We start from the raw sequence: 25,003 nt of genomic DNA, 5'->3' as shown, positions 1-25,003 counted from the left end.
GGTCACCTCTCCTTCTGCAGGACGGACAGGGCGGCGATGAGTTCGGCCTGGGGCTCGGGGTGCACGTCGAGGGCGTCGAGCGGGGCGATGCGGCGTTCGCGTTCGGCGTGCAGGACGCGGTCCACGTGCTCGGTGAGCAGCCGTCCCGCGCGGTCGCGCAGCCGCAGCGCGCCGTGGGCGCCGATGCGCTCGGCGAGCCGCTCCCCCGCCGCCTTGGTGCGGCGTCCGCCGAGCAGCGCGGTGGCCACCAGGGCGGCGACGGCCTCGGGGTCCGGTGCGACGCTGCGGTCGAGCTCGCGCACCTCGTCCTCGGCGTACTCCTCCAGCTCGCGCCGCCAGCGCCGTACGGCGAGGCCGATGCGGTGCTCGGCGCTCTCCAGGGAGGGGTCCCGGTCGGTGAGTCCGGGAGCGGCGGAGGCCGGCTCGCGGCGCCAGGCGTCGTCGACGCGTTCGTCGGCGGCGGTGACGGAGCACAGCAGCAGGGCGGCGAGGCTCTCCACCAGGGCGTCCAGGAGTTCACCGGGGGAGCAGTCGAGGGGGTAGGCGCGCCAGCGCTTGAGGGCGTCGCCGGCGATGACGGCTCCGCTCTGGAGGCGTCCGCGCACGCGCGCGTGCTCGCTGTCGTAGGCCGTCTCGACGGCGGAGGTCAGGCGCAGGGCGGCGGCGTACTGGGCGGCGGCGGCGCCGGCCAGTTCGGGCATGCGGGCCTTGAGGGAGTCGAGGAGGCCGTGGGCAGTGCGGGCCAGGGTGTGGGTGCGGGCGCCGGGGTCCTGGGCCTGGTGCAGGAGCCAGGCGCGCAGCGGGGCGACCGCGGTGGCCGGGAGCAGGCCGCCGCCCCAGGCCGACTCGGGCAGTTCGGGCACCGTGAACCGGGGTACGTCGCCGAGTCCGGCCTTGGTGAGGAGGGCGCCGTACTGCCGGGAGACCTCGGAGACGACCGTGTGCGGGACCCGGTCGAGGACGGTCACCAGGGTGGCGCCGTACTCCTTGGCGGCGCGCAGCAGGTGCCAGGGGACGGCGTCGGCGTAGCGGGCGGCGGTGGTCACCATCACCCAGACGTCGGCGGCACAGATGAGCTCTGCGGCGAGGACGCGGTTGTCGACGACCAGGGAGTCGATGTCGGGGGCGTCGAGCAGGGCGAGGCCGCGCGGGATGCTGTCGGCGGTCTCGACGCGCAGCACGCGCGCGCGGTTCTCGTCGGGGAGGAAGGGGGCGTCGCGGGGTTCCTGGTGCGGTACCCACTCACGGGTGAGGTCGGGCAGCACGCGCATGCCGCTGAACCAGTGATGGTCCTGCGGATGGCAGACCAGGACCGGCGTGCGGGTGGTCGGCCGCAGCACGCCCGCCTCACTGACCCGGCGGCCCACGAGTGAGTTGACGAGGGTCGACTTGCCGGCGCCCGTCGATCCGCCCACGACGGCCAGAAGTGGCGCTTCGGGCTCTCTGAGGCGGGGCACCAGGTAGTCGTCGAGCTGTGCGAGCAGTTCGTCGCGGTTGGCACGCGCGCGTGGAGCCCCCGCCAGGGGCAGCGGAAAGCGTGCGGCAGCGACACGGTCGCGCAGGGCGGAGAGTGTGTCGAGCAGCTGGGGCCGTACGTCCAAGGTCACCACATGCGAAGAATGCCCAATTTTAGGGGAATTATGAAGCATATAGACATGTCTGCGCGCCGACAGGACACAACGGGCGGAAGGGGCGACTGGGACGGAGGCACAGTCCAGGCATAACGAGTGCACAACACCCGGTGCGCCAGGCGCCAAAAGCGATGCACGATTCGTACCTGCCTGCGATTATCAGGACCGCTTCACTGAACCTCCACATCGAGCCACGGAGGCGAAGCAGCAGGGAGAAGGATCGGGGAGTTCTATCCTTGTCCCCGGCAGCGTCACGGACCCGCCCCCACCAGGGCAGTACGTACGAGGCCAGCACAGCCGGCCCCCGTAGCTCAGTGGATAGAGCAGGCGCCTTCTAAGCGCTTGGCCGCAGGTTCGAGTCCTGCCGGGGGCGCGCATTTTTGCAGGTCAGAGCCGCTTTCCAGCCCTTCACAAGATCAGTCGTGGAGGGTTTTTTCGGTGCCCGAGAGGCAGCTTTGCCCCGATTCACACCCCTGACTCAGGCTCCCCGTCCCACATACGTCCCCCGATTCGGGAGTCGCTCCACGGCCAGTCGCCACCTGCGGGCGAGTAATGCCTGGTCAGAGCCATCCTGGCGGCCCATTGGGAAAACACAGAGCAGGCGACAAAGTGGCACCCGCCCTGTTCTCCCCATCTCAGCGAACTGGCTTGAGATCACCCAAGAGGTCGTCAAGGACAGTCTCCTCTTCGATGCGGACGCCTAGTTCGGCAAGCGACTGCGCGAGAGACGGGTCCCAGGGCGCGTCGGTCGGTATTCCAGTCAGGTCCAGCGAACTGAGACCTGAAGCGACCGCAGCACGGTAGTGGGCGGTCGTGAAACGCCAGGGAGACCACGGAACGCTCCGCAGCAGTGTCGAGGCGATACGCAGGCCGCCCCAGTCGAAGTCTCCGTGGTACAGGAAGGCTGTTCCCTGGTCGTGCATCCGGCGCAGCAGGGTGAGCGCCGCGGCGGACGGTTGACCCTGGACGCAGACCAAGGGCGGGCATTCCGGCCCATACGCTTCCGCCGCTGCCGCGAGGACGGCCGGGTTCTCACAGACGCGAATCAGCTGTGGGCCGGTCCACTCTCCGGCAGCTGTCGGTGCCATCGGCTGACGAACCAATTGGCGCAGGGTCAGGACCACGGGTTCCCCCATGTCCGCCATCCAGTCCAGAGCCGGTGTTCCACGAAGGTTGAGGGTGAGAACAGTCGACGACACGTCGTCCTTCAGGAGCCCCACCGCGGCCCAGACCTCTCTCTGCCGACGAGTCCCCTTCTCCTCCTCAAGCCCGGTCCACGCGTGAACTGCGGACCGGACAACGGTCGTCAACGGCCTTCCGTCGTCCAGAGCATGGGCGTCTCCGAGGATCTGTGCCGCGAAAGCCGTGACGGACACGGCGGGGTCGGCAGGCAGAGCGTCAAGCGCCTTGACGGCGTTCTCCAAAAGGACACGCGCGGATTGCGGAGTACGGGCGAGCCGTCGTACCTGACCGTTGCCGGTCACCCTGGCCGCCCATTCGGCAAGGTCAGATCTGAGAAGCCGGAGCGGAGCGTATGCCTGCTCCCATGCCCAGGCCTCCCTGGCTCTCTGTTCGCCGATCGGATCCACCGGGCCGGTCAGGGTGACGATGGCGGCGGCGAGACCGTCCGGGCTCACCCCGGAACGCCGCAACACCGCGTCCACGTCCTCCAGCCGTACCGTGAGTGACCCACCCTCGCGTGGACCGCGTCCCAGCAGGCGTTCGGCCGCGCGCCGTTGGGCATCTGTAGGAGCGGTGAGCGTGGCCGCGCCAGTGAGCGGCTTCTCGCGGGCCATACGGTGTCGAACACGCTGGACGAGCCAGGACAGCTCCGGACTGCCCAAGAGGCGCCGCAGACGCTCCTCGTCGACACCTGCCGGTAGCCGCTCGGCGTCTTCTGTCATGGCCACCGCTTCATGCCCACGGCTTCAGTCATGTCCACAGCGATTCCTGAGTCTGCCCGCCGACAGCCGCCCACCGCTGGCCGTCGTCCACCGCCGCCATCGCCTCTGATCCGGCACTGTCCGGCTCCGTCCCACGCGTACGCTCGGTCCCGTCCCACTCCCAGCGGGTGACCAGGACCGCCTCGATCCCGTCGACTCGCGAGAGCTGGGCGATGGCGATGCCCGGAACCTGCGGATAGCAGGCCCACTCGCGTTCGCTGGTCATGACGACGTCGAGGTCGAAGGCGTGGAGCAGGCCGAGGCACTTGGCGCGGGAGTCGTCGTCCACTCCGGCGAACGCCTCGTCGAGCGTGACCAGCCTGGGAGCATACGGTGCCCGCGCGCTCGCGTAGTGCGAGGACGCCGCCGCGAACAGGGGTACGGACACGGCGAGTACACGTTCCCCACCCGAGGCCGGTCCGGTGGCGGAGACCCACTTGCCGTGCTGCTGCCGCTCGATGCCGAACTCGTGCCAGGCACGGTAGTCGAGCGCGGCGGTCAGGTCCTCCAGCCAGCTGCCGGAACTGTCGTGGGCCTGCTGGCGAGCGATCTGGGCCTGGAGGAACTCACCGACCGCCGCCCGGTCTTCGGGAGACCAGGCGTCCGCGGACTGCCGCAGCCGCTCACGGGCCTGTGCGAGCCCCTGAGGCGCCTTGCGGGAGCCCCGCCAGACCAGCCGCAGTCTCATCCCGGTCGAGGTGGGCCGCTCCTCCAGCTCCGAGTTCATGGCCCGCACCTGCCGTTCGGCGGCGCCGATCAGCTCCTGGAGGGTGCCGGCGACCTCGGTGATCAGGTGGGTTTCGAGGACCTCGCGCTCATGCGCGGACAGGATCCGGGTCAGCTCCTCGACCTCCGCTGCGAGCGCCTCGGTGATCTCGGGAACGGCTCGCCGTCGTCCCTGGTAGACGATGTCGACGCGCATCCCGTCCTCGCTCGGATACGCGGAGGCGCTGTGCCCGTTGCGGGACAGCGCGTCCTGAAGCCTGGCGAACTCCTCGCTCAGCCGCTTCTGTACACGCTCCCAGGCACCGTCCGAGTCGTCGACGCCGGAGAGTTCCGCCTCGACGGCTCGGGCCAGGGCGATCGCGGGTGTGGCCGCCCAGACCCCGGCCTCGTTGTCCGTCTCGGGGACTTCGGTACCCGGCAGGGCCACGTCCAACAGTCCGGTCGCGGCGAAACGACGCAGGGCGGCGATGGCCCGTTCCCGGGCCGCGATCGCCTCGGTCAGGTCCTTGCCGAGTTGTTCGGTGCGGCCCTCGGCGTGACTGGCGAGCCGGTCGGCATCGGTCCAGTCCTGCCGGGCGGCCTTCAGGCCGTCCGCGCAGGTCCGCGTCTCCGCGGCGGTCTCGGCGAGACGTCGCTGGAGTTCGGCGACCGCCGCGCCCACGGTGGAGAGCAGGGTCGTATGGCGTTCGTCGGCCGTGTTCGCGGCGCGGGCGGCCTCACCGGCGCGCGCCGCGAGTTCGGCGGTCCGTTCCGCGGCCCGATCGCTCTCCACTCGCTCGGCGGCGACGGCCCCCTCGACTTCAGCACGCTCCCGCAGCGCGGGCCAGAACGTGGCCAACAGCGTGGCGAGTTCGGTGAGGGATCGTCGTACGGCGGCCAGGGCCTCCCGGTCGGCGGGGAGCCCGACTTCGGCGGCGGTGGCGGTCAGTTCCGCCGTCGCCGCGTCGGCGCCGCGGATCGCCTCAGCCAAGTCCCGGGTCCGTTCCTCGTGCCGCGCGCGTGCCCGGTGCGTGGCATCCACGGCCGCCGCGACGAGCGCGTGGGCGGTGCGCAGGGCGTCGTCGTCGGGGAAGGACGCCAGTTCGTCGTCCAGGGTGTGGCGGAGCAGGTCCATCGCCCGCAGTGCGTCCTGCACCGCCTCCGTCCGCTCGCCCAGAGCAGTCAGTTCCGCGTGCAGTTCCTCGATGCGTGACCGTCGGGCCGCTTCTCGCGCACCCTCGCCCACGTACTCGGCGGCGGGCTTGGTCCAGCTTCCGGTCAGCGCGCCGGACCGGAAGCGGCCGTCGCCGGACACCCAGGTTCCCGCGACGCGGGCTTCGGGTGGTTCGCCACCGCTCGGCACAAGGCCGATCGCGGCGAGCAGGCGTCCCACCACCGGCTCGCCGACGGTGGCCGTCGGCCCCTCGCCGTGGTCCACCGCCGGACGCAGCGCATCCGCGAGACTCGGTCCGAAGACGGCCGCGTTCGGCTGCAGGAGAACGTCGTGGCCGTCCACCGCCACCGCCGTACCGTCCGGCCGGACCCAGGCGTCGAGCAGGCCGGACGCCTCCAACGCGGCTTCCAAACCCGCTCGTTCGCGGTCTTCGACGGTGTGGTGGAACTCGACGAGCCGCCACAGCGGCGCTCCGTCCAGCCGGTCCCGCACACCGGGTGTGCGGGTGTGAGGCGGTTCGGGAACAGGCTGTCCGCCCTGCTCAAGGGAGGCCAGCTCGCGCTCCAACAGTGCCTGCTGGTCTGCCAGTTCGGCACGTTGGCGGCTCAGTTCGGCGCTGTGGTCGGCCAGTTCCCCGGCACGGGCCCGGTGCGCTCCGGCCGCGGTGGCACGGGCGGGGTTGGGCCCGTCCAGGGTGACCACCCAGTCCTGGAGGCCGTCGAGCAGTCCGAAGAGATCAGGGACCGGCAGTTCCCGGCAACCGGCGAGGTGGGCGCGGACACGGTCGATCAGTGACTGTCCCTGGTTGACGGCGTTCTCCTCGGCCTCTGCCTGCCGGAAGCCACTGTGCACGACCTCCTCCTGCGCCTCGTCGGCCCGGCGCGACGCCGCCCGGCGCTCGGCCTCCGCCCGGCCCACACGGTCCGTGAGCTGCTCCAGGTGTTCGACCGTGCGGCGCCGGCGGTCGGTCGATTCCCCGGTCGTGCGGCGCAGTTCGGCCTCGGTGGCACCCTCCGGCACGAGCGGGCCGGCGATGCGGGCGGCCTGGGCGGTCTCCTCGATCAGGTCCCGCAGGCCGGTCAGCGCCCGCTCGGCGGCGGCCTGCCGATTCCCTGCGGCGGCCAGCCTGGCCGCGGCACGACGATGCGTGGCCTCGGCCTGCCCGAGGTCCTCGTCGGCCCGGACTCGCTCGGCGGCGGTACGAGAGGCGTCGGCCGCCGCCTGTTCCAGTGCCCGCGCGTCACGCATCTCCGGTCCGGCGCGCAGTGCCGCTTCCTGCGCGGCAAGGCGGGCGATGCGCTCCTCCAGTGTCCCGGACCTCTCCTCGGCCGCCGCCCGGTCCGCTACGGCACGTTCATGGTCGGCGTGCGCGTGCGTAAGGTCGCGCTGCAGTTGCTCGTACCGGGCGTGCTCGCTGCGGGGCAGCCGGGCCCGTCGGCGGGCGGCGACGCGCGCGTAACGCCGGTAGTGGTCGAGGAAGGCGGTGGCCGCCCGCTCCGCCTCACTCGCCGCCCGCAGCTCCTCCTTCTCCTCGTCCAGGGACCGGAACGCCTCGGCCACGTCGGCGATCACCGCATGGTCCATGGGCGGGAGCGCCTCCGTGAGCGCGCGGGAGAGCGCCGCCTCGTTGGGCCGCTTGGACAGCTGCGGCTGACGCAGCTGGATCAGCAGGTCCACCAGTGCGCCGTAACGCCGCTCGCCCAGGCCGAAGAGGGTCTCGTCGACGGCCCTGCGGTACGCCTTGGCCGTGTCGTAGACCATCCCGTGCGCGCCGATGGCCTCGGCGAGCCGGTCCCGGGACAGCGCGGTTCCCGTGGCGTCCAGGAGGCCGAGCCCGGGGCCCACGCGCTGGTCGGTGACGGCAAACCAGTGCCGGGCGATGCCCCGCCCGCTCACCGCCTTCATTCCGCACAGCAGGGTGCAGAAGTGTTCCTCTCCGGTCGTCTCGTCCCGGCGGCCGAACTCGATCCAGGTGTAACCGAGCCGCTCGGGGTGCGGGTGTTCCCCGCCGAGCAGTAGGTTCCACTCCATGCGTTTGCCTGGATCGCCGTCGGGTTCCACCCGGCGGGCCGAGAGGTCGCCGTCGAGGAGGAAGGGGAGGGTCAGGGCCAGCACCTTCGACTTGCCGGTGCCGTTGTTGCCGCGCAGCAGGAGTCTGCCGTCGTGGAACCAGAACTCCTCGACGTCGTAGTGGAAGAGGTCGACGAGTCCGATGCGCAGGGGGCGCCACCGGCCGGGGGCGGGGGTGGGCAGTGCGGTCACCGGCGGGCCTTTCGTTGTAGGGGGACGGGGTGGGCGGTCGGCTGGAAAGTCACCGGCGGCCTCCGCCATCGCGGCTTCCGCTCTCCCTGACCTGCGGGACGCCGACCGCGTAGCGGGCCAGAGCGGGCCGGGCCATGATTCCGTCGGCCGTCCGGGTCGCCAGCCCGAGGGCCACGAGCCGTTCGACGGCCCACGCGACCGACTCGGCCTCGGACCCGGGCTCCTTGGCCGACTTCGACCAGAAACTCCCGTACTCCACGGCCAGTTCACGCACCTTGCGCTCCAGTTCCTCCAGGCCGACGCGTCCCTCGCCTGCGGCCAGGTGTCCGGCGAGCAGCAGGGTGATGTGACCGCGGGTGCCCTGTTCCGGCATGCGTACGTCGGTGAGGTCGTCCAGCGGGTCGACCATGGCGATGCCCTCGGCGCGCACCTCGGGGACGAGTCCGGTCATCTGGGTGATGCGTGCGGTGAGGAACCCGCGCTGCCGGGTGAGGTAGGACATCTCGTCCTCGGTCAGCTCGTCGTAGTAGACCACGGGGTCGTCGAGCAGGCGGCGGGTCAGCTTCCAGCGGATCGCCCGGAACCGGAGTTCGTCACTGTCCAGCGCGGCCTCGGCGGTCAGTTCCGTCAGCCGCTCGTCGAGGCCGGTGGCGGTCACCATGGACGGCCCCCGGCGGGTCGAGAGCAGCCCGGCCAGCACCCTGCGCTGCACGTCGTAGAGCACGTCACCCGCCCCGTTGACGTACGCCTCCTCGTCGCCGGCCACCCGGCGCAGTACTCCGAACCGCAGCAGCAGCCGTACGACGGCCGCCAGGTCGAGGCGTTCGTCCCGGCGCTCCAGGGTGAACGTGATGCCCGCGGCTGCCAGATGAGGGTCGGCGGCGGCCAGCACCACCTGCTCGGCGAGCCTGCCCAGGGCCACCTGTGTCTCGCCACGTTCGAGGGAGGCCAGAGTGAGGCAGAGCAGCACATAGCGGCGGCGGGTGAAGGGCAGAGCCGCACGGCTCGGCTCGCGGGCCGGGTGGGTGGCGTCGGTGAGGGTACCCGGATTCTTGCGCAGCCGGGCGGCCTCCGCGTCCACACGCAGGGACCAGCCGACGTTACGATCGAACCACTCGCGCAGCTCCGTCTCGTACCGGCGGACCAGACGGAACTCGTCCGGGTACGGGCCGTCGACGGTCAGCAGCGGTTCCTTCAGCAGGGCGCGGGCCGCCTTCTGGAGGTCGGCGGCGCGCTGGCCTTCCAGTACCTCGCCGAGCTGCTCAGCCATGGAAACCCTCCGAGTCTTCCGGGTCGTCGGGCGGGGTGCGGTCCACGGGGCCGTCGCGCCGGCGGACCTCGGCCAGGTCGATGATCTCCACGAGATGGTCCGGCCCCCGGAACACCCCGACCGGGGTGCGGATCTCGGCCCGGCTCCCGTCGTCGAGGGCGGTCAGCCGGATCTCCATCGAGCCGTCGCCGCTGGTGGCCACCGTCCGGGTCATGCCGGGACGCCAGGTCGAGAGCGCGTCGCCGAGCAGCCGCAGGAAGAGGGCGAAGGCCGTCGGGTCCAGTTGGCCGAGCCGGGACAGCCGGGTTTCGCCGCCGGTGGCGAGCGCCGCGCGGGCCTCGGCCGTCTGCCGGGCCTGCCGCGCGGCGAGTTCGGCCAGTTGCCGACGGGCCTCGGTCCGGTCTGCCACCCGGCGCGGCTTGCCACGGCGTTCATAACTGCCGGTGCGGCGCAACTGCGGGCTGATGCGGAGTGGTTCGGCCTCCCGCCAAGGGATGGCGGCGGGCACCGGCTCGGCCTGGCGGGCCGCCAGGGTGTCGCCGTCCACGGTCAGGTGCCGCGCGGGATGCAGTCCGAAAGCGACCCGCCACAGACGGTGCCGCGCCTCGTCGTCAGGGGCTTCGGCGAACCAGCGGGCCAGCTCCCGGAAGTCCGCCGAACGGTCCGTCCGTCCCGCCCGCCGGTCGTTCAACTGGCGTACGACGGACAGGAGCTGTGGAATCGACCCGAGCGCCCGTCTGCGCAGCAGGCCGGCCTGCGACTCCCTGCCCTCCTCCGACACGAACCAGTCGGCGAGCCCGCGCCAGCGAGCCCGCCAGCGCCGGTACGCCTCCTCCTCGGCCGCCTCGGTCTCGCCGGGAGCCGCGTCGACGGCCTCCCGGGCTGCCGCGAGGCGCAACAGCGGCTCCACACCGCCCTGTTCGGCGAGCGTCCCGATGAGCGAGGCAATCCGGCCGCCCAGCGTGATCAGGTCCTGGATGAACCGCTCCAGGTACTGGATCAGGCGGTCCTTGTAGGCGAGGAAGGCGTCCACCTCGACACCGTGCAGGTCGATGGTGCGTTGCAGGGAGCCCATGAAGGCGCGCGCGTTGTCGGCGAGGGCGGTGAAACGCTCCGTGAGTGCCACCAGCGTGAGGTGGGTCTTCGCCGGATCGGGTTCGTCCTGCGCGGCGATGACGAGTAGGGCGTGCAGCTGGCTGACGATATCGTGCAGCGCCACGGCCTGGAGTTCACCCCGCCTGCCGAGCGTCGTCTCGTACGTTCCCAGCGCGACCTCGGCGGCCTCCCCTGCCTGGGTGAGCTGGTAGATGAAGCGTTTGCGGTAGAAGTCCTCAGGGGTTGTGACCCGGGCCGTGTCCGGGTCGGCGCGGAGGTTGCCCCAGTCGTCCAGGCTGTCCAGTGCCTTGGCCAGGGCGTCGATGTCCGACGGCCGCTCGGGCACCGCCAGCGCCGCGTACACGTCCTCCGGCCGCAGGTGCACCGCGAAGCGTTCCTTGGCCTCCGTGAACACACGCATCACACTGCGGTAGAGGGCGGTGTTGGGGACGGTGAGGTGCGCGAAGGGACCGTAGTCGGCGCGCGCGGCGCCGTCCGCGCGATCGGCGTATCCTTCGGGACCGGCTGCTGGGGACGTCATGGCGCGTCCATGGTCCTCGCGGCCCGGGTACAGCCACGCCCGAATGGCCGGATCCCGCGGGTGGTTACCGGCGAACTGTCCTGATTACGACCCCTACGCACACCTACGCCGGTCATGTCGCTGCCCTCGCCCGGGGCCGCGGGGTGGTCGTCCGGGCCGCGGCGATCGTCCGGGCCAGTTCGTCGACTCTGGCGGCGAGTTCGGTGTACGGCAGCCTCAGGTCCAGGACGTGCCGGTGGAGCGTGACAGCGCCCCCGGGGACGGGGACACGTACGGGCGTGCCGTCGGTGTCGCCCGCTGCGGACACGAGGTGCCCCTCGGCCAGCCCGAAGCAGGTGCAGTACGCCAGCATCTGGTAGAGGTTCTCGCGCTTGACTCCTTCCTGGTACTTCGCGTCCACGACGATCGCGGGGTGGAGACCGCCGTCTGCTCCGGGAAGCCGGTGCACCAGGTCGGGCAGCAGGATGTGTTCGCTCGCGTCGTCGAGGTGGTGAGTGCGTGGATGAGGCTGGCTGCGTCCACCGATGTGCCGTTCGAGGGCCACGCCGAGGGTGTTCGCGAGGAAGTCCTCGAAGACCTTCTCCATGTTGAACAGCAGCCCGTCCACGCTGACGTGCCGACCGTCCTCGTATTCGAACGAGGCCCCTCGCAGAACGATCTCCGCGAGCCGCAGCGCGGGAACGTAGTGGGCGTTGAGCCGGTTCGGTGTCCAGGCGGCCACGGGGGCGCCGGGTGGCGGCGCGGTGACGCCTTCGAGCCGGGCGTCGATCCGGCGCAGCTTGGCACGCAGGCCGGGCGGAACGTCCGCCCGGCGGGCGAGCCGACGGGCGGCGCCGAGCAGGAGCTGGTTCTCGGGTATGTCGGGGGTGTGTTCGTCGTAGGCGATCTCCAGTGGCAGGGCGAGGCCGGGGCGACGACGGAGCTGGGCGGCGGCACGGAGTCGGCCGCGCAGCATCATCGCGGTGTCCTCTCGGCCGCTGTAGCCGGAGAGCGGACCGGCACGCAGGGCCCGTTCGGCGGCGCGGATGAAGAGTGTCGCGATCGCGGGGAACAGATCCCTCCGGACAGAGGCGTCGACGGGGTCGGGCTGCCAGCGCAGTCGTCTGTCCTGGGCGTGGGCCAGCAGGTACAGCAGCCGGTCAACAGTGATCTTCGGGGCGATGCGCAGTACGACGATGCCGTCGCCCTCGCCGAGTCTGACGGCGCCGACGGTTCGTCTGGCCTGGACTTCCCAGCGTGCGCCGCCCCGGCGGTCCCGAGCGGGACGGACGTCGACGAGTTTCCGGGCTTCCGTCGTGTTCAGGGTGTCCACCTGGGCGTCGGTCAGCGGCCAGGCATGCCAGCCCGCGCCCTCCCTGACGTCGACGGGCTGGAGGGCACGTCTTTCTGCCGGCCACCCGGTACCCGCTGGACGGGTCGGAGGCGAAGGGCTCGCCGACGGCACCGGGGATGCGCGACGCGACGCACCCCGAGGACGGCGTGGGTCCGGTACGGCCGGGGTCCCGGAAGCGAGCGGAGGCCTCGTGGGCAGCGGGGCGCCCGGTCGGACGACCGCCGCCGTCTCCGCGACCACGAGGGCGGCTTGCGCGTCGTCTCCCGCAGCAGTCACTCCGCCGCCCCCGGCGCTGACGGGACGCCGTTCAGCGTCGCGGCCTGCACCGCGCCGTCCGTGTCACCTGTCTCCGTGGTCAGACCAGTCGCTTCCCGGAGCACGTCCAGGCCGTACTCGGCCTTCACGTCCACGTCATCGTCGCCCCAGTGGAGCTCCGTGAGGAGCGGGAGGATCTGGTGCTTCCAGACCCGCTCCAGCCCCTTCGGGTTGGTGTACACGGCGGGCCGCATGAAGTAGGAGGGGCCGATCCGGAAGTCCCGGTCGTCCAGCCGGACCTGCTCGATACGGGCGTTGAGGGCGTCGAGCAGAACGGCGGCGTCGGGCGGGAGCTGCTTCTGCTTCAGCCACTCCGCCAGGAAGAGGCTGACCGGCTCCCGGGCCGGGTGGAGTTCCATGAAAGAGAAACGCCGACGCATGGCCGCGTCCATGAGAGCGATGGAGCGGTCGGTGGTGTTCATCGTGCCGATGATGACGAGATTGGGAGGCAGCCGGAACCGGTGGCCCTCGTCCGAGCCGTAGAGCAGGTGCACGAACTCCTTGCGGTATTCGAGCAGGAAGTACAGCTCACCGAAGACCTTGGCGAGGTGTCCACGATTGATCTCGTCGATGACCAGGACGAACGTCTCGCCCTTGCTGTCCTCGGCGTTCTCGGCGAGCGTCTTCAGCGGTCCCGGTACCAGGTCGAACACGATGCCCGAACCGGCGTCGGACAGGCCCCGGCCGTCAGCCGACCCGCCAGGTGAACGGTCGTGCCCGGTGCGCGAACCGGCCGCCCCTTTCCTGCCCTCCTTTCCTTCCTTCGCCGCGAGGGGAACGGCACGCGGCCGGAAGCCTTCGAAGAAGTCCTCGTAGGAATAGGCCGGGTGGAACTGCACCAACCGGATGTTGGCCTCACGTCCGCCGGTGAGATGGCGGGCCAGCGCGAGGGCGGTGTACGTCTTGCCGGTGCCGGGCGGGCCGTGGAGGATCAACTGGGGCCGGTCACGCAGCAGTTCGACGCACTCCTGGAGCCACTCGGTATCCGGCATGGTCAGCTTGTCGGCCAGCTCCTGTGTGGCGTCCGGGAGTTCGGCGTCGGCAACCGCGCCGCTCGGGGTTCGGCTGGGGTCCTCGTCGAGGAGTACTTCCAGGTCCGCGGTGAACTCGGAGATTTCCAGCAGGCCCGCGTTCGGATTGCCCAGGGGGCCGGTGAGGTGCCGGGGCAGGTCGTCGAGGGTGAGCGGCTTGTCGTCAAGGTTGGCCCACTTCACGGGACGTTGCAGTACCGTCCCGTCGCCGGTGGCCGTCTGCGTCATCTCGCCCTCCCCGACCTCGCCGAGGTAGATGCGGTCGCCGTCGGTCGTGATGACGATGTCGTTCGGCCGCATCCGCGAGAGGAACGCCTGGAAGGAGGCGGCGGTCTCACTACGGCGGGCCTGGCTCAGATCGGTGTAGTACGTGTCGACGATCTCGCGGACCTCGCCCGGATCCGTCATCGGTGCGAGGGTGGGGAGGCGGTCCGCGGCAAGAGTGCAGACGCCCTTGTCCCGCCAGAGGGAGCGGATCAGGGGTGCCCCGGCGAGGTCCATGCCACGGATCAGCCAGGCACGACGGGGCGGTTCGGTCTTCGCGGGTGCGGTGCCCTGCTCGGCCACCAGCTCGGCCAGCTGCTCGGTCGGCAGCCTGCGATCGAGCTTCGCTCGCACCGCCCGGCCGCCGGAGGCCGCGAGGTCGTAGACACGGCTCTCCTCCAGCAGAATGCGCCACTCGTCGTATTCGCCCTCCGTCAGCTCAAGCTGCTCAGGCACCTCTCCGTCCTGTCCCAAGGCGAGATGCCAGCCGAGTGTCCGGCCGGCCTGGATCCAGGCCCGCAGCGGTTCCTCTTCCAGCCCAACGGCCGCCGCGAGGTCGGCGGTCGCGACCCACTGATTGCGATCGGGCAGCATTTCCAGCAACTCCGCTGCCTGATTGAAGGCCGCGCGCTCGGTGCTCCAGTACCCGTACCGCGCAAAGGCGCGCGCCAGAAGCGCGTCCTTGTCCCCCTCGTACGCGGTGAACGCCTGGCGCCCCGGGCCGGTCAGCCGCCACTTCCGACCCGTCTTGCGGAGCCAGCCCGCCTTCACGAGGTTGATGCTGTCGTACTGCAACTTAGTCCGGGCGTTGGTGGCGATGTCCGGGAACTCCTCGTCCCACTCCGTCTTCACGGTGGGATCGATCTCCTGCACGCGCTCCCACACCTCGGTGAACGCCAGCCCGTGCCTGGCCGGCAGCTTGTGCAGGACCTTCATGGCGGCGTGTACCGACCGCGCGCTCAACTCCGTGACGGCACTCATGAAATCCCCCTCCCCGTGGGCTACGACCGACCACCCACGCGGCTCCCCGAACAGATCGGCTCCAGCGCCTCCAACATAACCGCCACCACTGACAACGCACGTCCGGTGTCATTGCCGCCCCGGAGGAGCGGTGCGCTGCCGGACACGGCGTCGCGGGTCGGCCGGTTCCGGTCAAGGCTCCTCGGCAGGAACCCTGCACCGCACCTGCTTGCCGATCGCCGAGCACCGCACATGCCACCCCGGCGCGAGCAGGTCGACCAGCCCGAGCCCCCGCCCGCCCTCCGCCTCCGCGCTGTCGAGCGGGATCGCACGCCGCCTCGGCAGCACACCGGGGTCCGGATCGTGCACGTTCAGCGCGATGCCGTACGACGTCACGTACACCTCGACCACGAGCGGGACGTGGTCCCGCAGGCCCGTACGGAGTTACCGACCAGCTCGTACAGGACCAGCTGCGCGGCGTCGATGACGCCGGGGACAAGGCCCTGCGCGAGGAGTTCGGTGCGGGTCAACTCCCTGACGGCGCAAAGGTTCGAGGGCGAGGCGGAGATGTGGGCGGCTTCACCCTCACCACGTTCCCCCGGCCGATGCCACCGGTGGTGCTCCTGGAAAACCTCAGCGGCGCCGCGTACGTTGAGGGCGACGATGCGGCGCCCTTCGCCAAAGCCTTCGAACGCATTCGTGCGACGGCACTTCCTGTGGAGGACTCGCTCGCGAGAATCACCGAGTTGGAGAAGCGGCACCGGAAGTGACCCACCGGCAAAGCCGAGTTGCACGCGTATGACCTCAACACTGCGATTTGGCGGAAGGCATCCGCCAGCGGTGCGGAGCACGACTGCGTCGAGGTCGCCGAACTCCCCAACGGCGCAAGGGCCGTCCGGGACTCCAAGAACCCCGGTGGTGAACCCCTGCGCTTCACCGCCTCGGAGTGGTCCGCCTTCCAGAATGCGGGGAGAGCCAGACCTCGACCGGAAGGTCGTCCTTGCGGGCTTTCACGACGGTGCGCCGACCCTTGTCGTCGGTCTCCATCCAGCTGGCGGGAAGACGGTCGAGAACTTCTTCGGGATCGCTGGGCCAGGGTCTTTCCTCGTCCACGAAGAGGTACCCGTCGCCCGCCTCCGCCGGGGCCTCGGGGTCCTTGCGGGCGAAATAGCGTTCCTGTCGGCTGTCGTAGGTGACGGCCGGGTAGTCGTGGCCACATTCGCGGCAGAAGCAGGATGTCCGGCTTGCTCGCCAGCACCGACTGCTTGTCCTTGAGCTTTTCCTGCCCCGTGTAGCGGGCGAAGGTGACCTTGCGGTCCGCGGCCAGCACACCGTCCTCAAGGTAACGTTTGAGCTCCTCCATCTGGCTGTTGGCCAGCGCATTCATGGGATAGACGATGATCGCGGAAATGGTGCCCGGCCGCGGATGCTTGAGGACCTCGTTCACGATGGGCAGCAGGTACGACAGGCTCTTGCCTGACCCTGTTCCCGTCGTGAGCACATATGAGCTGTTGGACGCCGCGATCTCGACGGCCTGTTTCTGGTGGTAGTGGAGCGTGAGGGTGACGTCCTCCCGGCCGTCCACGTCCTCTACCGCTTGCTTGTCCCGGAAGTACTGGGCGCACAGTGGGGCCAGTACCGGAGGCTCGCCGTCCCGCGGCTCGGTGAGTTCCGCCACTGTGCCGCCCTTGCGGAACATCGGATTGAGCGAGATCCAGGGGTCGGGCCAGCGGGTCTTGCGGTCGCGCTCCTCTTTGAGATGAGCACGGATGGCGGGGTCGCGCACCCAGACCAGCGAACGCGTGAACTCGTCGTAATCCTCGATGAGCTGTTCATGCGCTCTGAATACGTCCACGGTGCCCCCGCCCCCTTGTCATGCCATGTATGGAGACCCATGCCCGCGTGCCGAACCACTTCGTGACGCCTCCAGCCGATCAACCCACCTACCCTCACCATGCTGCTGCCGCAACACCCGATTAGCGGTCGCTCACCCTGCCTATCCTCGCGCACCTCCTCCGCTGACTTGACTCAATGACACAATTATCGTGTCATTGAGTGATGCTGTACGTGACACCCTCCCTGGACCCCGACGATCTGCGCGTCCTCGACGAGCTCGAGGCCATGCGCCGAGCCCTGCGACACATGCTCCGGGCCACTCCTCGCTGGACCCGCCAGCTGCGCCGTAACCTCACCGCCCGCGCGATCGCCGGGTCGAACACCATCGAGGGCTACGCCGCGACCGTGGACGACGTGGAAGCCCTCATGTCCGGCGAGGAACCATTGGAGACCGGAGAGAAGACGCGTGCCGAGTTGGAGGGCTACCAGCGCGGCATGACCTACATCCAGGCCCTCGCCGACGCGGGCGACGACTTCCGCTACGACGCCGGCCTGCTCAACGGCCTGCACTTCATGCTGCAAGGCCACCACCTCGACAAGCGCCCCGGCCGCTGGCGCGACGGCCCCGTCTACGTCACGAGCCCTGACGACCCCCTGGTCCCCGCCTACACCGCGCCTGACCACGGAGACGTCCCCGCGCTGATGCGGGAATTCATCGACTGGCTCAACGAAGGCGACCTCGACGTCCCCGTACACGTCCGCGCCTCCATGGCCCACCTCAACCTCGTCAAGATCCACCCGTGGAAGGACGGCAACGGACGCATGTCCCGTGCCCTGTCCACGTTGGTGTTCTCCCGCGAGGCTCTGGTGCCACCCGAGTTCTCCTCCATCGAGGAATGGCTCGGCCGGGGACAGAACACGTACGCCTACTACCAGGTCCTGGAGGACGTAGGCGGCCCGCATTGGAGCCCCGAACGGGACACCCGCCCTTGGATCCGGTTCTGTCTTACCGCCCACCACCGCCAGGCACAGCAAGCCCAGCGGCGCTTCGACGTGATGTCCCGCGCCTGGACCCGCCTGGTCGATGCTGTCGAAGCAACGGGCTTGGACGAGCGCGTCGTCTACGCCCTCCTGCCCGCCTTCTCGGACGCGAAGGTCCGCCGCACGGTCTACCAGCAGGACGCGGACCTGAGCGACCAACAGGCCATCCGCGACATCCGAGAGCTCGTCATCCGCGGCTGGCTCGTCCCCCACGGAAAGGCCCGCGCCCGCTACTACGCCCCCGGGCCCCTCATGGACCCGGTCCGGGACGAAGTCCGTCAGTCCATGGAGCCGTACACGGATCCCTACCGCCCGCAGTCCTGAACCCGCCACAGATAACGAAGGCCCCATCGTCACGCCGCCGCGTCAGGGGACGTAGTGTCCCACACCGCCTCGATACGGCGCTGAAGCTCCTTGGTCTGACCGCTGATGCAGTGCGCGTACACCGCGAAGAGCATGGCTACGCTGGTGCCCACCCACTCGGCGACCTGCGCCGGCGGCACCCCGCTGTCCAGCGACGTCGTCAGACAGGTGTGCCGCAGGTCGTAGATGCGCTTCCCGGTCGGCGTCGCGTACACGTGCGGTGGCAGAACTTTTTGCCGAGCCTGCCGCCACGCACGTCGGTAGACGGAACCGGCGAGGACGCCGCCCTGCTCCCCAGCGAACAGACGGTCTTCAGGGCGCAGTTGCTGGGCAGCGACGTAGTCTCGCAACACACGGGTAAGGGCTGGGTGGCACGGCACGCACCGCGTCTCCCGCTCATCCCGTCCTTTGAGTCCACGCTGCTCGTGGGCGGTTCCGGTCTGCGTCCACTGCCGTCCCACCTCGGGCTCCGCGCCGTGGACGGTTACCTCGCCCCACTGGTCATCTTCCTCCGACTGCGGCAGAACGAAATCACTCGCTCTCAGAGCGACGGCCTCCTCCGGTCGCATACCCGCGTAATAGAGCGTGGCGAAGAACGCGTGCAGCCGGGCGCCGCCGCGCGGGCGACGACGCACCCGGTCCAGCAGTCCCGCAGCCTGTCGGGGATTGAGCAGGCAACGGCGGTCGACTGCGATAGTCCCCTTGCTTTTGCCGCCCCGCCCTCTGGGCAGCGGGTTCTCCGGTAGGACACGGCGACGGACCGCATACCGCATGACCAGATTGAGTACCCGCCGATGCCGCTGCACTGAGGAAGCCGCGGCCGGGGTGCCGTCCAATAGCGTGCCCAGCACGAACAGCACGTCCTCGACCGCAGCGGGATCGTTCCAGACTTCCATCGTCGGCGTGTGCCGGCGCACCCAGCCCAGGAGCGCCACCACGTCATCCGGCGCGCTGTCGCGACGGCCGGTGTTGAAGGCCCACTACTGCAAGGCGATACGGACTCTGCGCGGGGCCACACCTGGCGGATCCCGGGTCAACAGTGCTGTAGTCACGATCATGAGCGTGCGGGCCGTGTTCCTGCGATGATTCGCCGATACGCGAGGCCACTGGCAGTCCACGAACTGCAGGGCGAAGTCGTACCAGCCGACCGTGGACGCCCGGGGTCCATGGGACGCGGGCAGTCCGGTCGATACATCGAACGGGTCACCCCGGTGTGTCGCGGCCAACAACTCCGCGCGGAACCCGTCCGCAAGCGCGTACGTCTGGAACGTCCTGCCTCGCCTGCGACCGGCCACCGACCAGTGCACCCCGTAGGAATCCCGCCGCTGGCTCTGTCGGGTGTCGATCTGCCACACCCGCACGTCGTAGGAGATCTCCATCGTGATCATCTCTCCCCGGCGCCCTCGCCAGAGGCCCATACGCATCAAGGCGCCAACAAAGCCGTTCCGGGCCCCGCAGGCACGGATACCCCTCCGCCCCGCACTCACGGCAGGGCTCACACGTGCCCTGCCCCCTCACTCGAACCCCGCGCGAGAACACGCCGCTCCCGAAGACACACCGGCACCACAAGCCCCGAGTGCACCATCCGGCTGCCACCGACCAACCCCGACTACCCACCCCTACATCCGGCTGCCTCCCTTCCTCACCTGTCCCCCATGCGTCCCCCAAAACGCCTGACGGGTCATCATTTTGACATGAAAGTGCAGGTCAGAAGCGTTTACAGAATGATGGGGTCTGTGTCTTCTAAGCGCTTGGCCGCAGGTTCGAGTCCTGCCGGGGGCGCCAACCTGTGGTCAGCGCTGCCTGGGCATCGTCGCAGGTCAGGGACGCGTTTCGCTCAGCCGCGGTGCTCGTGGTTGTGCGCCCCTGGGAAAGCCAGGAAAGGCCGAGCGGGCGGAATCCCGCCCAAACCGGGGAAAAAAGCAGGTCACGGCCCCGCGACCATGGCTCGAAATTGTGAGCGGTCAGCCACAGGTTCGAGCCCTATGGGGCACCCAAAACATGGCTGGTTCCCCCTGCTCAAGAGCCATGGCCCAGCGGTCGTCGCGAGCGGGGAGCCTGTGCCTGATCAGCGCCGTGCAGTCGGCGGGCTCCTCGGCGCCAACCCGCGATGGGTAACTGGGGAGTTGGTCCGTGCTGCCAGGCAGCACGCCTGCCCTCGGGGCGGGAGGAACGACCGTCGTCGCTCAGGGCGGAGCTCTCGGCGGTTGACCGAGGAAGGGGAACTGCGGGCACCGCCGGTACCGTGTTCCCTGTGGACGGGCAGTTGAGTGACGCGGATCTCGATGAGCTGGTCGAGCAGGCCACCGTCGACGCCTACGACGACGGGGAGCAGCTCACGGGCCTCTACACGATGCTGGCAGAGCATCTGGCCGTCCCGTTCAAGACGGTCGTCCTCGGGGTCGAGGTCACCGTGAAGAAGGTGAACCTGCTGCCCGGCAGCCAGATCGTGGCGGTCTGTACACGAGGAAGGCACCGGCAGGCGATCGGCATTCTCGACCTTCCGCTGCCGGATCCGGCACCCGAGGGAGCTGAGTGGATCGAGGCCTACCGGCACTGGGGACCGTGATGGCGCCCGGGTCAGTGGCCGCCCGACAGCGTCGGCCGGTAGCCGTGATCGGCGAGCCAGGCCCGGGCCCGGGCCTGCTGCCGTTCCGCGGAGAACAACCAGTACCTCTGGAGCTCCGTCGGTGAGGTGGCCAGCATGTCCTTGAAGCGGCGGAACACTCCTGGACCTTGGATCGCGATGCCGAGGTAGTGGGCGAGGTCCGGGTCGTCGAGGGTGGTGATGAAGTCCCCCATGTCGCGGTAGGCGTCCCGCGATCCCTCGCACGGGACGTCGAGCCACCGCTCAGTGCCTTCCGGTTCGTCCTCGTCCCAGGACTCCTCCGTGTCCGCGAGGGCAGGCCGGCACTCACCGGTGTCCAGGTCGATACGGCCACCACTCCAGGCCGGATCGCCTTCAAGCAGACTGGAGAGTTCCTCCAGGTCAACCGGCAGCGGCCGCAGTACCAAGACGGCACCACCGGCCACCATGTCGAGCTGTTCGGCGAGGATCTCGTCTCCGGGCCAGCCCCGTTCGCGCAGGGCGGATGCGCACGTGGACGCCGCCTCCTGGGCGCCGGGCAGGCCCCGGGAAACTGCTGCGGTGAGTGCGTCTCCACACTGCTGCAGCACGCCGGCGGGGTCATGCGTACGCAGCAGGGCGAGCAGGGACGGGCCGTCCGCGGTGTGGCAGGCGGCGCGGAGCGCCTTCAGCGCGTGGTCGGTCCATGCCCCGGTCATGGCCGCGAGGCTACTCCCCCAAGTTCTCGGCTGTGCTCGAACAGGGGGACCTCCGTCGTACGCTGCGAGTGCCGTCGTCTCCGGTGCGACAATGCGCTGGTGAGCACAGCGGACAAGGCCACAAGCAGGCGCAGGCCGCCGACGTTCGGCCCGGAACCGTGGCCTCATCCGGCACCCTCTGGCGAGTGGTCGTACTGGGACGTGTGGTTCGCCGTGGCGTGCGTGGTGGACTGCGGCGGCGACTGGGAGGCCTTCGATGTTCGCCTGACGCGGGAGCGGTCGGGTGGGGTGATGCGCGGGACGTATCTGGAACCGTTGTGGAGCCATCTGCTGGATCTACGGGAGCGCCTTATGGCGGCCGGACTCGGCGCGGCCGAGCTGGCCGGAGGCGCGGCGCGTGATCCGAAGGTCGTCGCCCGGGCCCGTTCCAAGGTGTGGAAGCAGCCGCTGGACGGGCGGGCGAAGACGGCGCCCATGCGCCGGACTCCGAGTCGGCGCCTGTCCGAGCGGGCTCTGACCGGAGCATGGCCGCGCTTCCCAGTGTCGCCGCAGGGTCCCTACAAAGCATTCGCCGAGGTTGTAGATCTGGATCGGCATCATGGCCAGTGGGCGACGATGGCGGTGGCAGAGGCTCTGGCGGAAACCACCGTCGCCCAGGTGGGGGAACCAGACGGGAACACGGCGAAGCTGCTGGCCGTCCGCCGGGCCGCGTTGACGTGCGGGGTGCGGGCGCTGCGGGTGTGCGACGACTCGTGCGGCACACTGGGCGAATGGCTGCGCCGGGCGGTGGCCGAGTACGCCGCCGTCCCCTGGCGCCGGACGGCGATGCCCGCCAACGTGTTCTGGCAGGACTTCCTTGAACTCCTCGGTGAGGTCGGCGATTTCGGCGGGACGTACCAGCAGGAGGCCGAGCTGTTCCTGCACGCCGGGGTCCGCAGCGATGTGGACCTGGTGGAGACTCTGACCCGCACACTGCACAGCGAGTACGCCGCCGCCCGCTGGGACTTCCGCGCCCGCGAGATCCTGGGCCTTCGCGTCTACGCCCAGGTCGCGGCCGGAGCGGTGGACCGGTTCACCGCCACCGCGACCGTGCTGGGCTCGGAGGACTGGCAACCGCTGGAGGCCATGGTCTCCAGCGCCCTGCAGCTCGGTGACCGCGCGAGCGCCCGCGCCGTGCTACGGGCTGCGGACCGGCCGGGGTTCCATCGGGACTGGGTACGGTGCCGGTCCATCGAACTCGACGGGGAAGGCCTCACATGACGCGGACAGGCGACGAAAGGGAAGTGAGGGACCGGCTGCTCGGCTGGCTACTGCCGGACGGCGGCGGCCCGGCCAGCTCGCTCGCCCAGGAGGACGTGGAGCGGTTCTGCTGGTACGAGCTGCCGGTCAAGTGGATGGCGGAGCCCGCCGAATATCCGCACATCCTCACCTCCCTGGCCGAGCTCCTCCAGGACGCCGGCCGGCCCAGGGCCGCGGCCGTCTGCACCTCGGAGGCCACCCGCGAGATCCTCGACGCATGGCAACACTCGCCTGATCAGGGGCGGGCCACCTACCGGCGGGCCGTGGACGCCTCCCCGGTGACCCCGCCGGACACCGACCTGCTCAGCTGGGGGCCGGTGATGGGTATCGACGAGGCCGTCGTCCGCAGCAACGCCTCCCGGCTGCTGGAGCAGGCACTGGACGACGGCGCGCTGGTGCCCGGCGCCCGCGGCTACACCACCGCCCGTATCCAGCACGTGGAGCGCTGGCTCACCACCCCGCACCCAGCGCACGACGGCCGCACCCCGCTTGACGCCGTCCACAGCGAGCGCCGCCGCACCTGGGCCGAGGCCCCACCCTCCCCCACTGCCTTAAGGGCGTGGGAGGTGCCCCCAGCCCGGCAACGCATGCGCGGCACGGTGATGGACCTGTTGAGCGTGGCGCCCGAGACGCCCGCCGACACGGCCGAACCCCTTCGCTGGCTGCTGGAGGCGGTAGGCGACGGGGTAACGCTGACCCAGGCCGGCTACCTGCCGCGGACTCTGGTCATCGAGGCCGCCGAGCGTTACAACTGGTACCTACCTGGCATGGTGCCGCGCACCGAGTACGACGTCGTTCGCCTCGCCGAACTGCACGAACTGGCCCGCGCGGCCCGACTGCTCGCCAAGCGGCACCGCAAACTCGCACTGACCACCCGCGGCCGACAGCACCTCGCCGACCCGGCCCTGCTACAGGCCACCGCCGCCCGCGCCTGGTTCGGCGACGGAGTCCGAGCCGACCTCGCCGAGGCCGCCGCGGCGGCCCTGCTCGGCGGAGAACTCACACTCGACGACCTCACCGCCGCCGTGCACACCCTGGCCGCCGAGGCGTTCACCCTCACCGACGGCAGCACCCCACGCTCCGACGACACCCGCCACTTTCTGTGGCAGTGGCTCCGTCCTGGCGAGGCCCTCGAATTCCTGGCATACCGTGACCGCCGGCGCTCCACAATCTCCCTCACCCCCACCGGCCGAGCCGCCGCCCTGACCGCACTCCGAGCACACGCCCACGCCCCACGGACCACACCCTGGATGTGATCCTCCCGCTCAGGGCCGGGCGGGCAGTACGCAACCGAGTTTCAGCAACGCGGTGCGCAAGGCCAACAGGTCGCCGGGGGCCACCATGAGGTGCCTGGGGCCGATCCGGGAGCACAGCGCGCCCGCCTTGCGGTCTTTCGCGATCATCACGGCCTGCGCCTCGTCCACGCACTCCAGCAGGTGGCACGTACCCAGATCCCGTACCCTCTCGGTGCGCGAGGCGGCGTCAGCCAGCAAGGCCGCGACGGTCTGCGGCAGTTCCTCTCCTGCGCTGCTCTCCGCCAGGAAGCGGCGCAGCTCCTCCATGCCGCGGCCTGCGTGGAGGGCCTTCAGCAGGGAGGCCGTGGACAGCGTCCAGACGTGGTCGGCGGACCGGGTGGCAAAGGCCTCAAGCAGCAGCGCCTCGGCGGGGGCCAGGCCGTCGAGTGCCACGATGTCGAAGTTCGGCAGCACCTTGACCGCATGCCGCGCCGCACCGGCCGGTGCCGGGCCCGGCCGGTAGTCGTCGGCGTGCTCCGTCGCGTACGCGCCGAGGGGATTGAGCCGGACGGCGAGCAGCCCGTCATAGCGGCTGAGCCGCTCCAGCCAGTCGGCGCCCCACATGTGGCGGAAATCGTCCCGGGCACCTTCGGGGTCGATGTACTGGACATCGACGAGGCCGAGCGTGGCCGCGTACTCGAACAGCACGCACAACGTGTAACGGCCCTGCAGCACCGGCCAGTCGTGATAACCGTCGTAACCGAGGCTGCCGTACTGCGCGTCCTCCAGATACAGCTCCCACAGCGCCCGCTCGGAACGGACCGGATACGGGTCATGCCCCGCGGCGCGCATCGCCTTGAACAACTCATCCACCGTCACCCACTCCCCCGGCGGACAGCACTCGGCCAGCGCCGCACCCACCGCCCTGCGGCGCAGACCGGCCGCACTGAGGACGTTCGCCGCGCGCTGGCCCTTGATCTCCTCGATCCGGCTGAACTCATCCAGCACCCCATGGCCCAGCCAACGCCGCCACAGGTGGCGGATCGTCTCGTGCGCCGACGCGGCCAGCGCCTTGCCACCCCGCGCTGTCAACTCCAGGCGGCCACCGGACAGTTCGGCGAGACCGCCGGCCTGGAGCAGCAGCGGCCAGGCGAAGGCCCTGACCGCCTCGCCCTCGTAGAAGTCACCACCGACGAGAACCTCGCCCAGCGCTCGGAGGGTGGCCGCGGAGGGGCGCTTCGTCTTGTCGCTGCACCGCAGCCTGCCCGCGGCGGCCAGCTGCAGCACGGCCGCGAGCTCCGTTCTCGCATCGTGCTCCATCGCCCGCTCGATCCACACCGCCACAGCACGCTCCTCCCCGCTACGGCTCGCCTCGGCTCACCCTCCGGCGTTCGAGCGCGGCGTCCGGTCGGCTCCGCTG

The 25,003-nt window shown here is 70.2% G+C and carries 18 protein-coding genes, 1 tRNA gene and 1 pseudogene; 6 read left to right on the top strand and 14 right to left on the bottom strand.

Features of this window, described 5'->3' with window-relative positions:
- Window positions 1-2 precede the first annotated feature (2 nt).
- Window positions 3-1,610 (bottom strand): dynamin family protein, encoded by a 1,608-nt coding sequence (locus tag SSP29_RS37280; RefSeq protein WP_089105327.1) that lies wholly within the window; start codon window positions 1,608-1,610, stop codon window positions 3-5.
- Between the two features lie 321 nt (window positions 1,611-1,931).
- Between SSP29_RS37280 and SSP29_RS37275 the strand changes: the two genes are divergently transcribed.
- Window positions 1,932-2,004: transfer RNA gene (locus tag SSP29_RS37275), tRNA-Arg, on the top strand.
- Window positions 2,005-2,266: 262 nt separating this feature from the next.
- Here SSP29_RS37275 and SSP29_RS37270 read toward each other — a convergent pair.
- The 8 genes from SSP29_RS37270 to SSP29_RS59175 all read right to left on the bottom strand — a co-directional run bounded on the left by SSP29_RS37270 (window position 2,267) and on the right by SSP29_RS59175 (window position 15,054).
- Complete coding sequence (locus tag SSP29_RS37270; RefSeq protein ID WP_089105326.1) at window positions 2,267-3,535, bottom strand: TIGR02679 family protein; 1,269 nt, start codon at window positions 3,533-3,535, stop codon at window positions 2,267-2,269.
- A gap of 28 nt (window positions 3,536-3,563) precedes the next feature.
- Window positions 3,564-7,715 carry a TIGR02680 family protein gene (locus tag SSP29_RS37265; RefSeq protein WP_089105325.1) on the bottom strand — a complete coding sequence of 1,384 codons (4,152 nt, stop codon included), beginning with the start codon at window positions 7,713-7,715 and terminating at the stop codon, window positions 3,564-3,566.
- Between the two features lie 49 nt (window positions 7,716-7,764).
- On the bottom strand, window positions 7,765-8,985 hold the full coding sequence (locus SSP29_RS37260) for a TIGR02678 family protein (RefSeq protein ID WP_089105324.1): 1,221 nt from the start codon (window positions 8,983-8,985) through the stop codon (window positions 7,765-7,767).
- Window positions 8,978-10,621: a TIGR02677 family protein gene (locus SSP29_RS37255; protein WP_089105323.1), complete on the bottom strand. Its 1,644-nt coding sequence runs from the start codon at window positions 10,619-10,621 to the stop codon at window positions 8,978-8,980. Before SSP29_RS37255 ends, SSP29_RS37260 begins: the two co-directional genes overlap by 8 nt.
- A gap of 112 nt (window positions 10,622-10,733) precedes the next feature.
- Complete coding sequence (locus SSP29_RS37250; RefSeq protein WP_167450083.1) at window positions 10,734-11,933, bottom strand: McrC family protein; 1,200 nt, start codon at window positions 11,931-11,933, stop codon at window positions 10,734-10,736.
- A 293-nt stretch (window positions 11,934-12,226) separates the two neighbouring features.
- A complete protein-coding gene (locus SSP29_RS37245; protein WP_123060339.1) occupies window positions 12,227-14,545 on the bottom strand; it encodes an McrB family protein in 2,319 nt (772 codons plus the stop codon).
- A gap of 171 nt (window positions 14,546-14,716) precedes the next feature.
- Window positions 14,717-14,935, bottom strand: coding sequence for an ATP-binding protein (locus SSP29_RS59180; protein ID WP_150135636.1), 219 nt, complete (start codon window positions 14,933-14,935; stop codon window positions 14,717-14,719).
- Entirely contained in the window at window positions 14,917-15,054 is a 138-nt protein-coding gene (locus SSP29_RS59175) for a hypothetical protein (protein WP_174856040.1), read from the bottom strand. Before SSP29_RS59175 ends, SSP29_RS59180 begins: the two co-directional genes overlap by 19 nt.
- Window positions 15,055-15,129: 75 nt before the next feature.
- On the opposite strand from SSP29_RS59175, the gene SSP29_RS60350 reads away from it, so the two are divergent.
- Window positions 15,130-15,294: a hypothetical protein gene (locus SSP29_RS60350; RefSeq protein ID WP_245883457.1), complete on the top strand. Its 165-nt coding sequence runs from the start codon at window positions 15,130-15,132 to the stop codon at window positions 15,292-15,294.
- A 470-nt stretch (window positions 15,295-15,764) separates the two neighbouring features.
- Here the strand turns inward: SSP29_RS60350 and SSP29_RS60340 are convergent.
- A pseudogene (locus SSP29_RS60340) lies at window positions 15,765-16,223 on the bottom strand (DEAD/DEAH box helicase); the annotation flags it as partial.
- 359 nt (window positions 16,224-16,582) lie between these two features.
- On the opposite strand from SSP29_RS60340, the gene SSP29_RS37220 reads away from it, so the two are divergent.
- Window positions 16,583-17,725 carry a Fic family protein gene (locus SSP29_RS37220; protein WP_150135634.1) on the top strand — a complete coding sequence of 381 codons (1,143 nt, stop codon included), beginning with the start codon at window positions 16,583-16,585 and terminating at the stop codon, window positions 17,723-17,725.
- 29 nt (window positions 17,726-17,754) lie between these two features.
- On the opposite strand, the gene SSP29_RS37215 is transcribed toward SSP29_RS37220, so the two are convergent.
- The gene (locus SSP29_RS37215; RefSeq protein WP_150135633.1) at window positions 17,755-18,699 is read right to left on the bottom strand and encodes a tyrosine-type recombinase/integrase; all 945 of its coding nucleotides are present in this window, start codon (window positions 18,697-18,699) and stop codon (window positions 17,755-17,757) included.
- Window positions 18,700-18,744: 45 nt separating this feature from the next.
- Window positions 18,745-19,152 (bottom strand): hypothetical protein, encoded by a 408-nt coding sequence (locus tag SSP29_RS60335; protein WP_150135632.1) that lies wholly within the window; start codon window positions 19,150-19,152, stop codon window positions 18,745-18,747.
- Between the two features lie 866 nt (window positions 19,153-20,018).
- Here SSP29_RS60335 and SSP29_RS37210 point away from each other — a divergent pair.
- Window positions 20,019-20,333 (top strand): hypothetical protein, encoded by a 315-nt coding sequence (locus SSP29_RS37210; protein WP_089105372.1) that lies wholly within the window; start codon window positions 20,019-20,021, stop codon window positions 20,331-20,333.
- 11 nt (window positions 20,334-20,344) lie between these two features.
- On the opposite strand, the gene SSP29_RS37205 is transcribed toward SSP29_RS37210, so the two are convergent.
- Window positions 20,345-21,049 carry a UPF0158 family protein gene (locus SSP29_RS37205; RefSeq protein ID WP_089105320.1) on the bottom strand — a complete coding sequence of 235 codons (705 nt, stop codon included), beginning with the start codon at window positions 21,047-21,049 and terminating at the stop codon, window positions 20,345-20,347.
- A 99-nt stretch (window positions 21,050-21,148) separates the two neighbouring features.
- On the opposite strand from SSP29_RS37205, the gene SSP29_RS37200 reads away from it, so the two are divergent.
- Window positions 21,149-22,309: a hypothetical protein gene (locus tag SSP29_RS37200; protein ID WP_145968997.1), complete on the top strand. Its 1,161-nt coding sequence runs from the start codon at window positions 21,149-21,151 to the stop codon at window positions 22,307-22,309.
- A complete protein-coding gene (locus SSP29_RS37195; RefSeq protein ID WP_145968996.1) occupies window positions 22,306-23,604 on the top strand; it encodes a hypothetical protein in 1,299 nt (432 codons plus the stop codon). Before SSP29_RS37200 ends, SSP29_RS37195 begins: the two co-directional genes overlap by 4 nt.
- 9 nt (window positions 23,605-23,613) lie before the next feature.
- On the opposite strand, the gene SSP29_RS37190 is transcribed toward SSP29_RS37195, so the two are convergent.
- Window positions 23,614-24,927, bottom strand: coding sequence for a helicase-associated domain-containing protein (locus SSP29_RS37190; RefSeq protein WP_150135630.1), 1,314 nt, complete (start codon window positions 24,925-24,927; stop codon window positions 23,614-23,616).
- Between the last annotated feature and the right edge of the window lie 76 nt (window positions 24,928-25,003).

It is taken from the genome of Streptomyces hyaluromycini (genome assembly GCF_002217755.1).
GTDB lineage: Bacteria > Actinomycetota > Actinomycetes > Streptomycetales > Streptomycetaceae > Streptomyces > Streptomyces hyaluromycini.
Note: the sequence above shows the minus strand (reverse complement) of the source record. Positions and strands in the feature narration are given on the sequence as shown.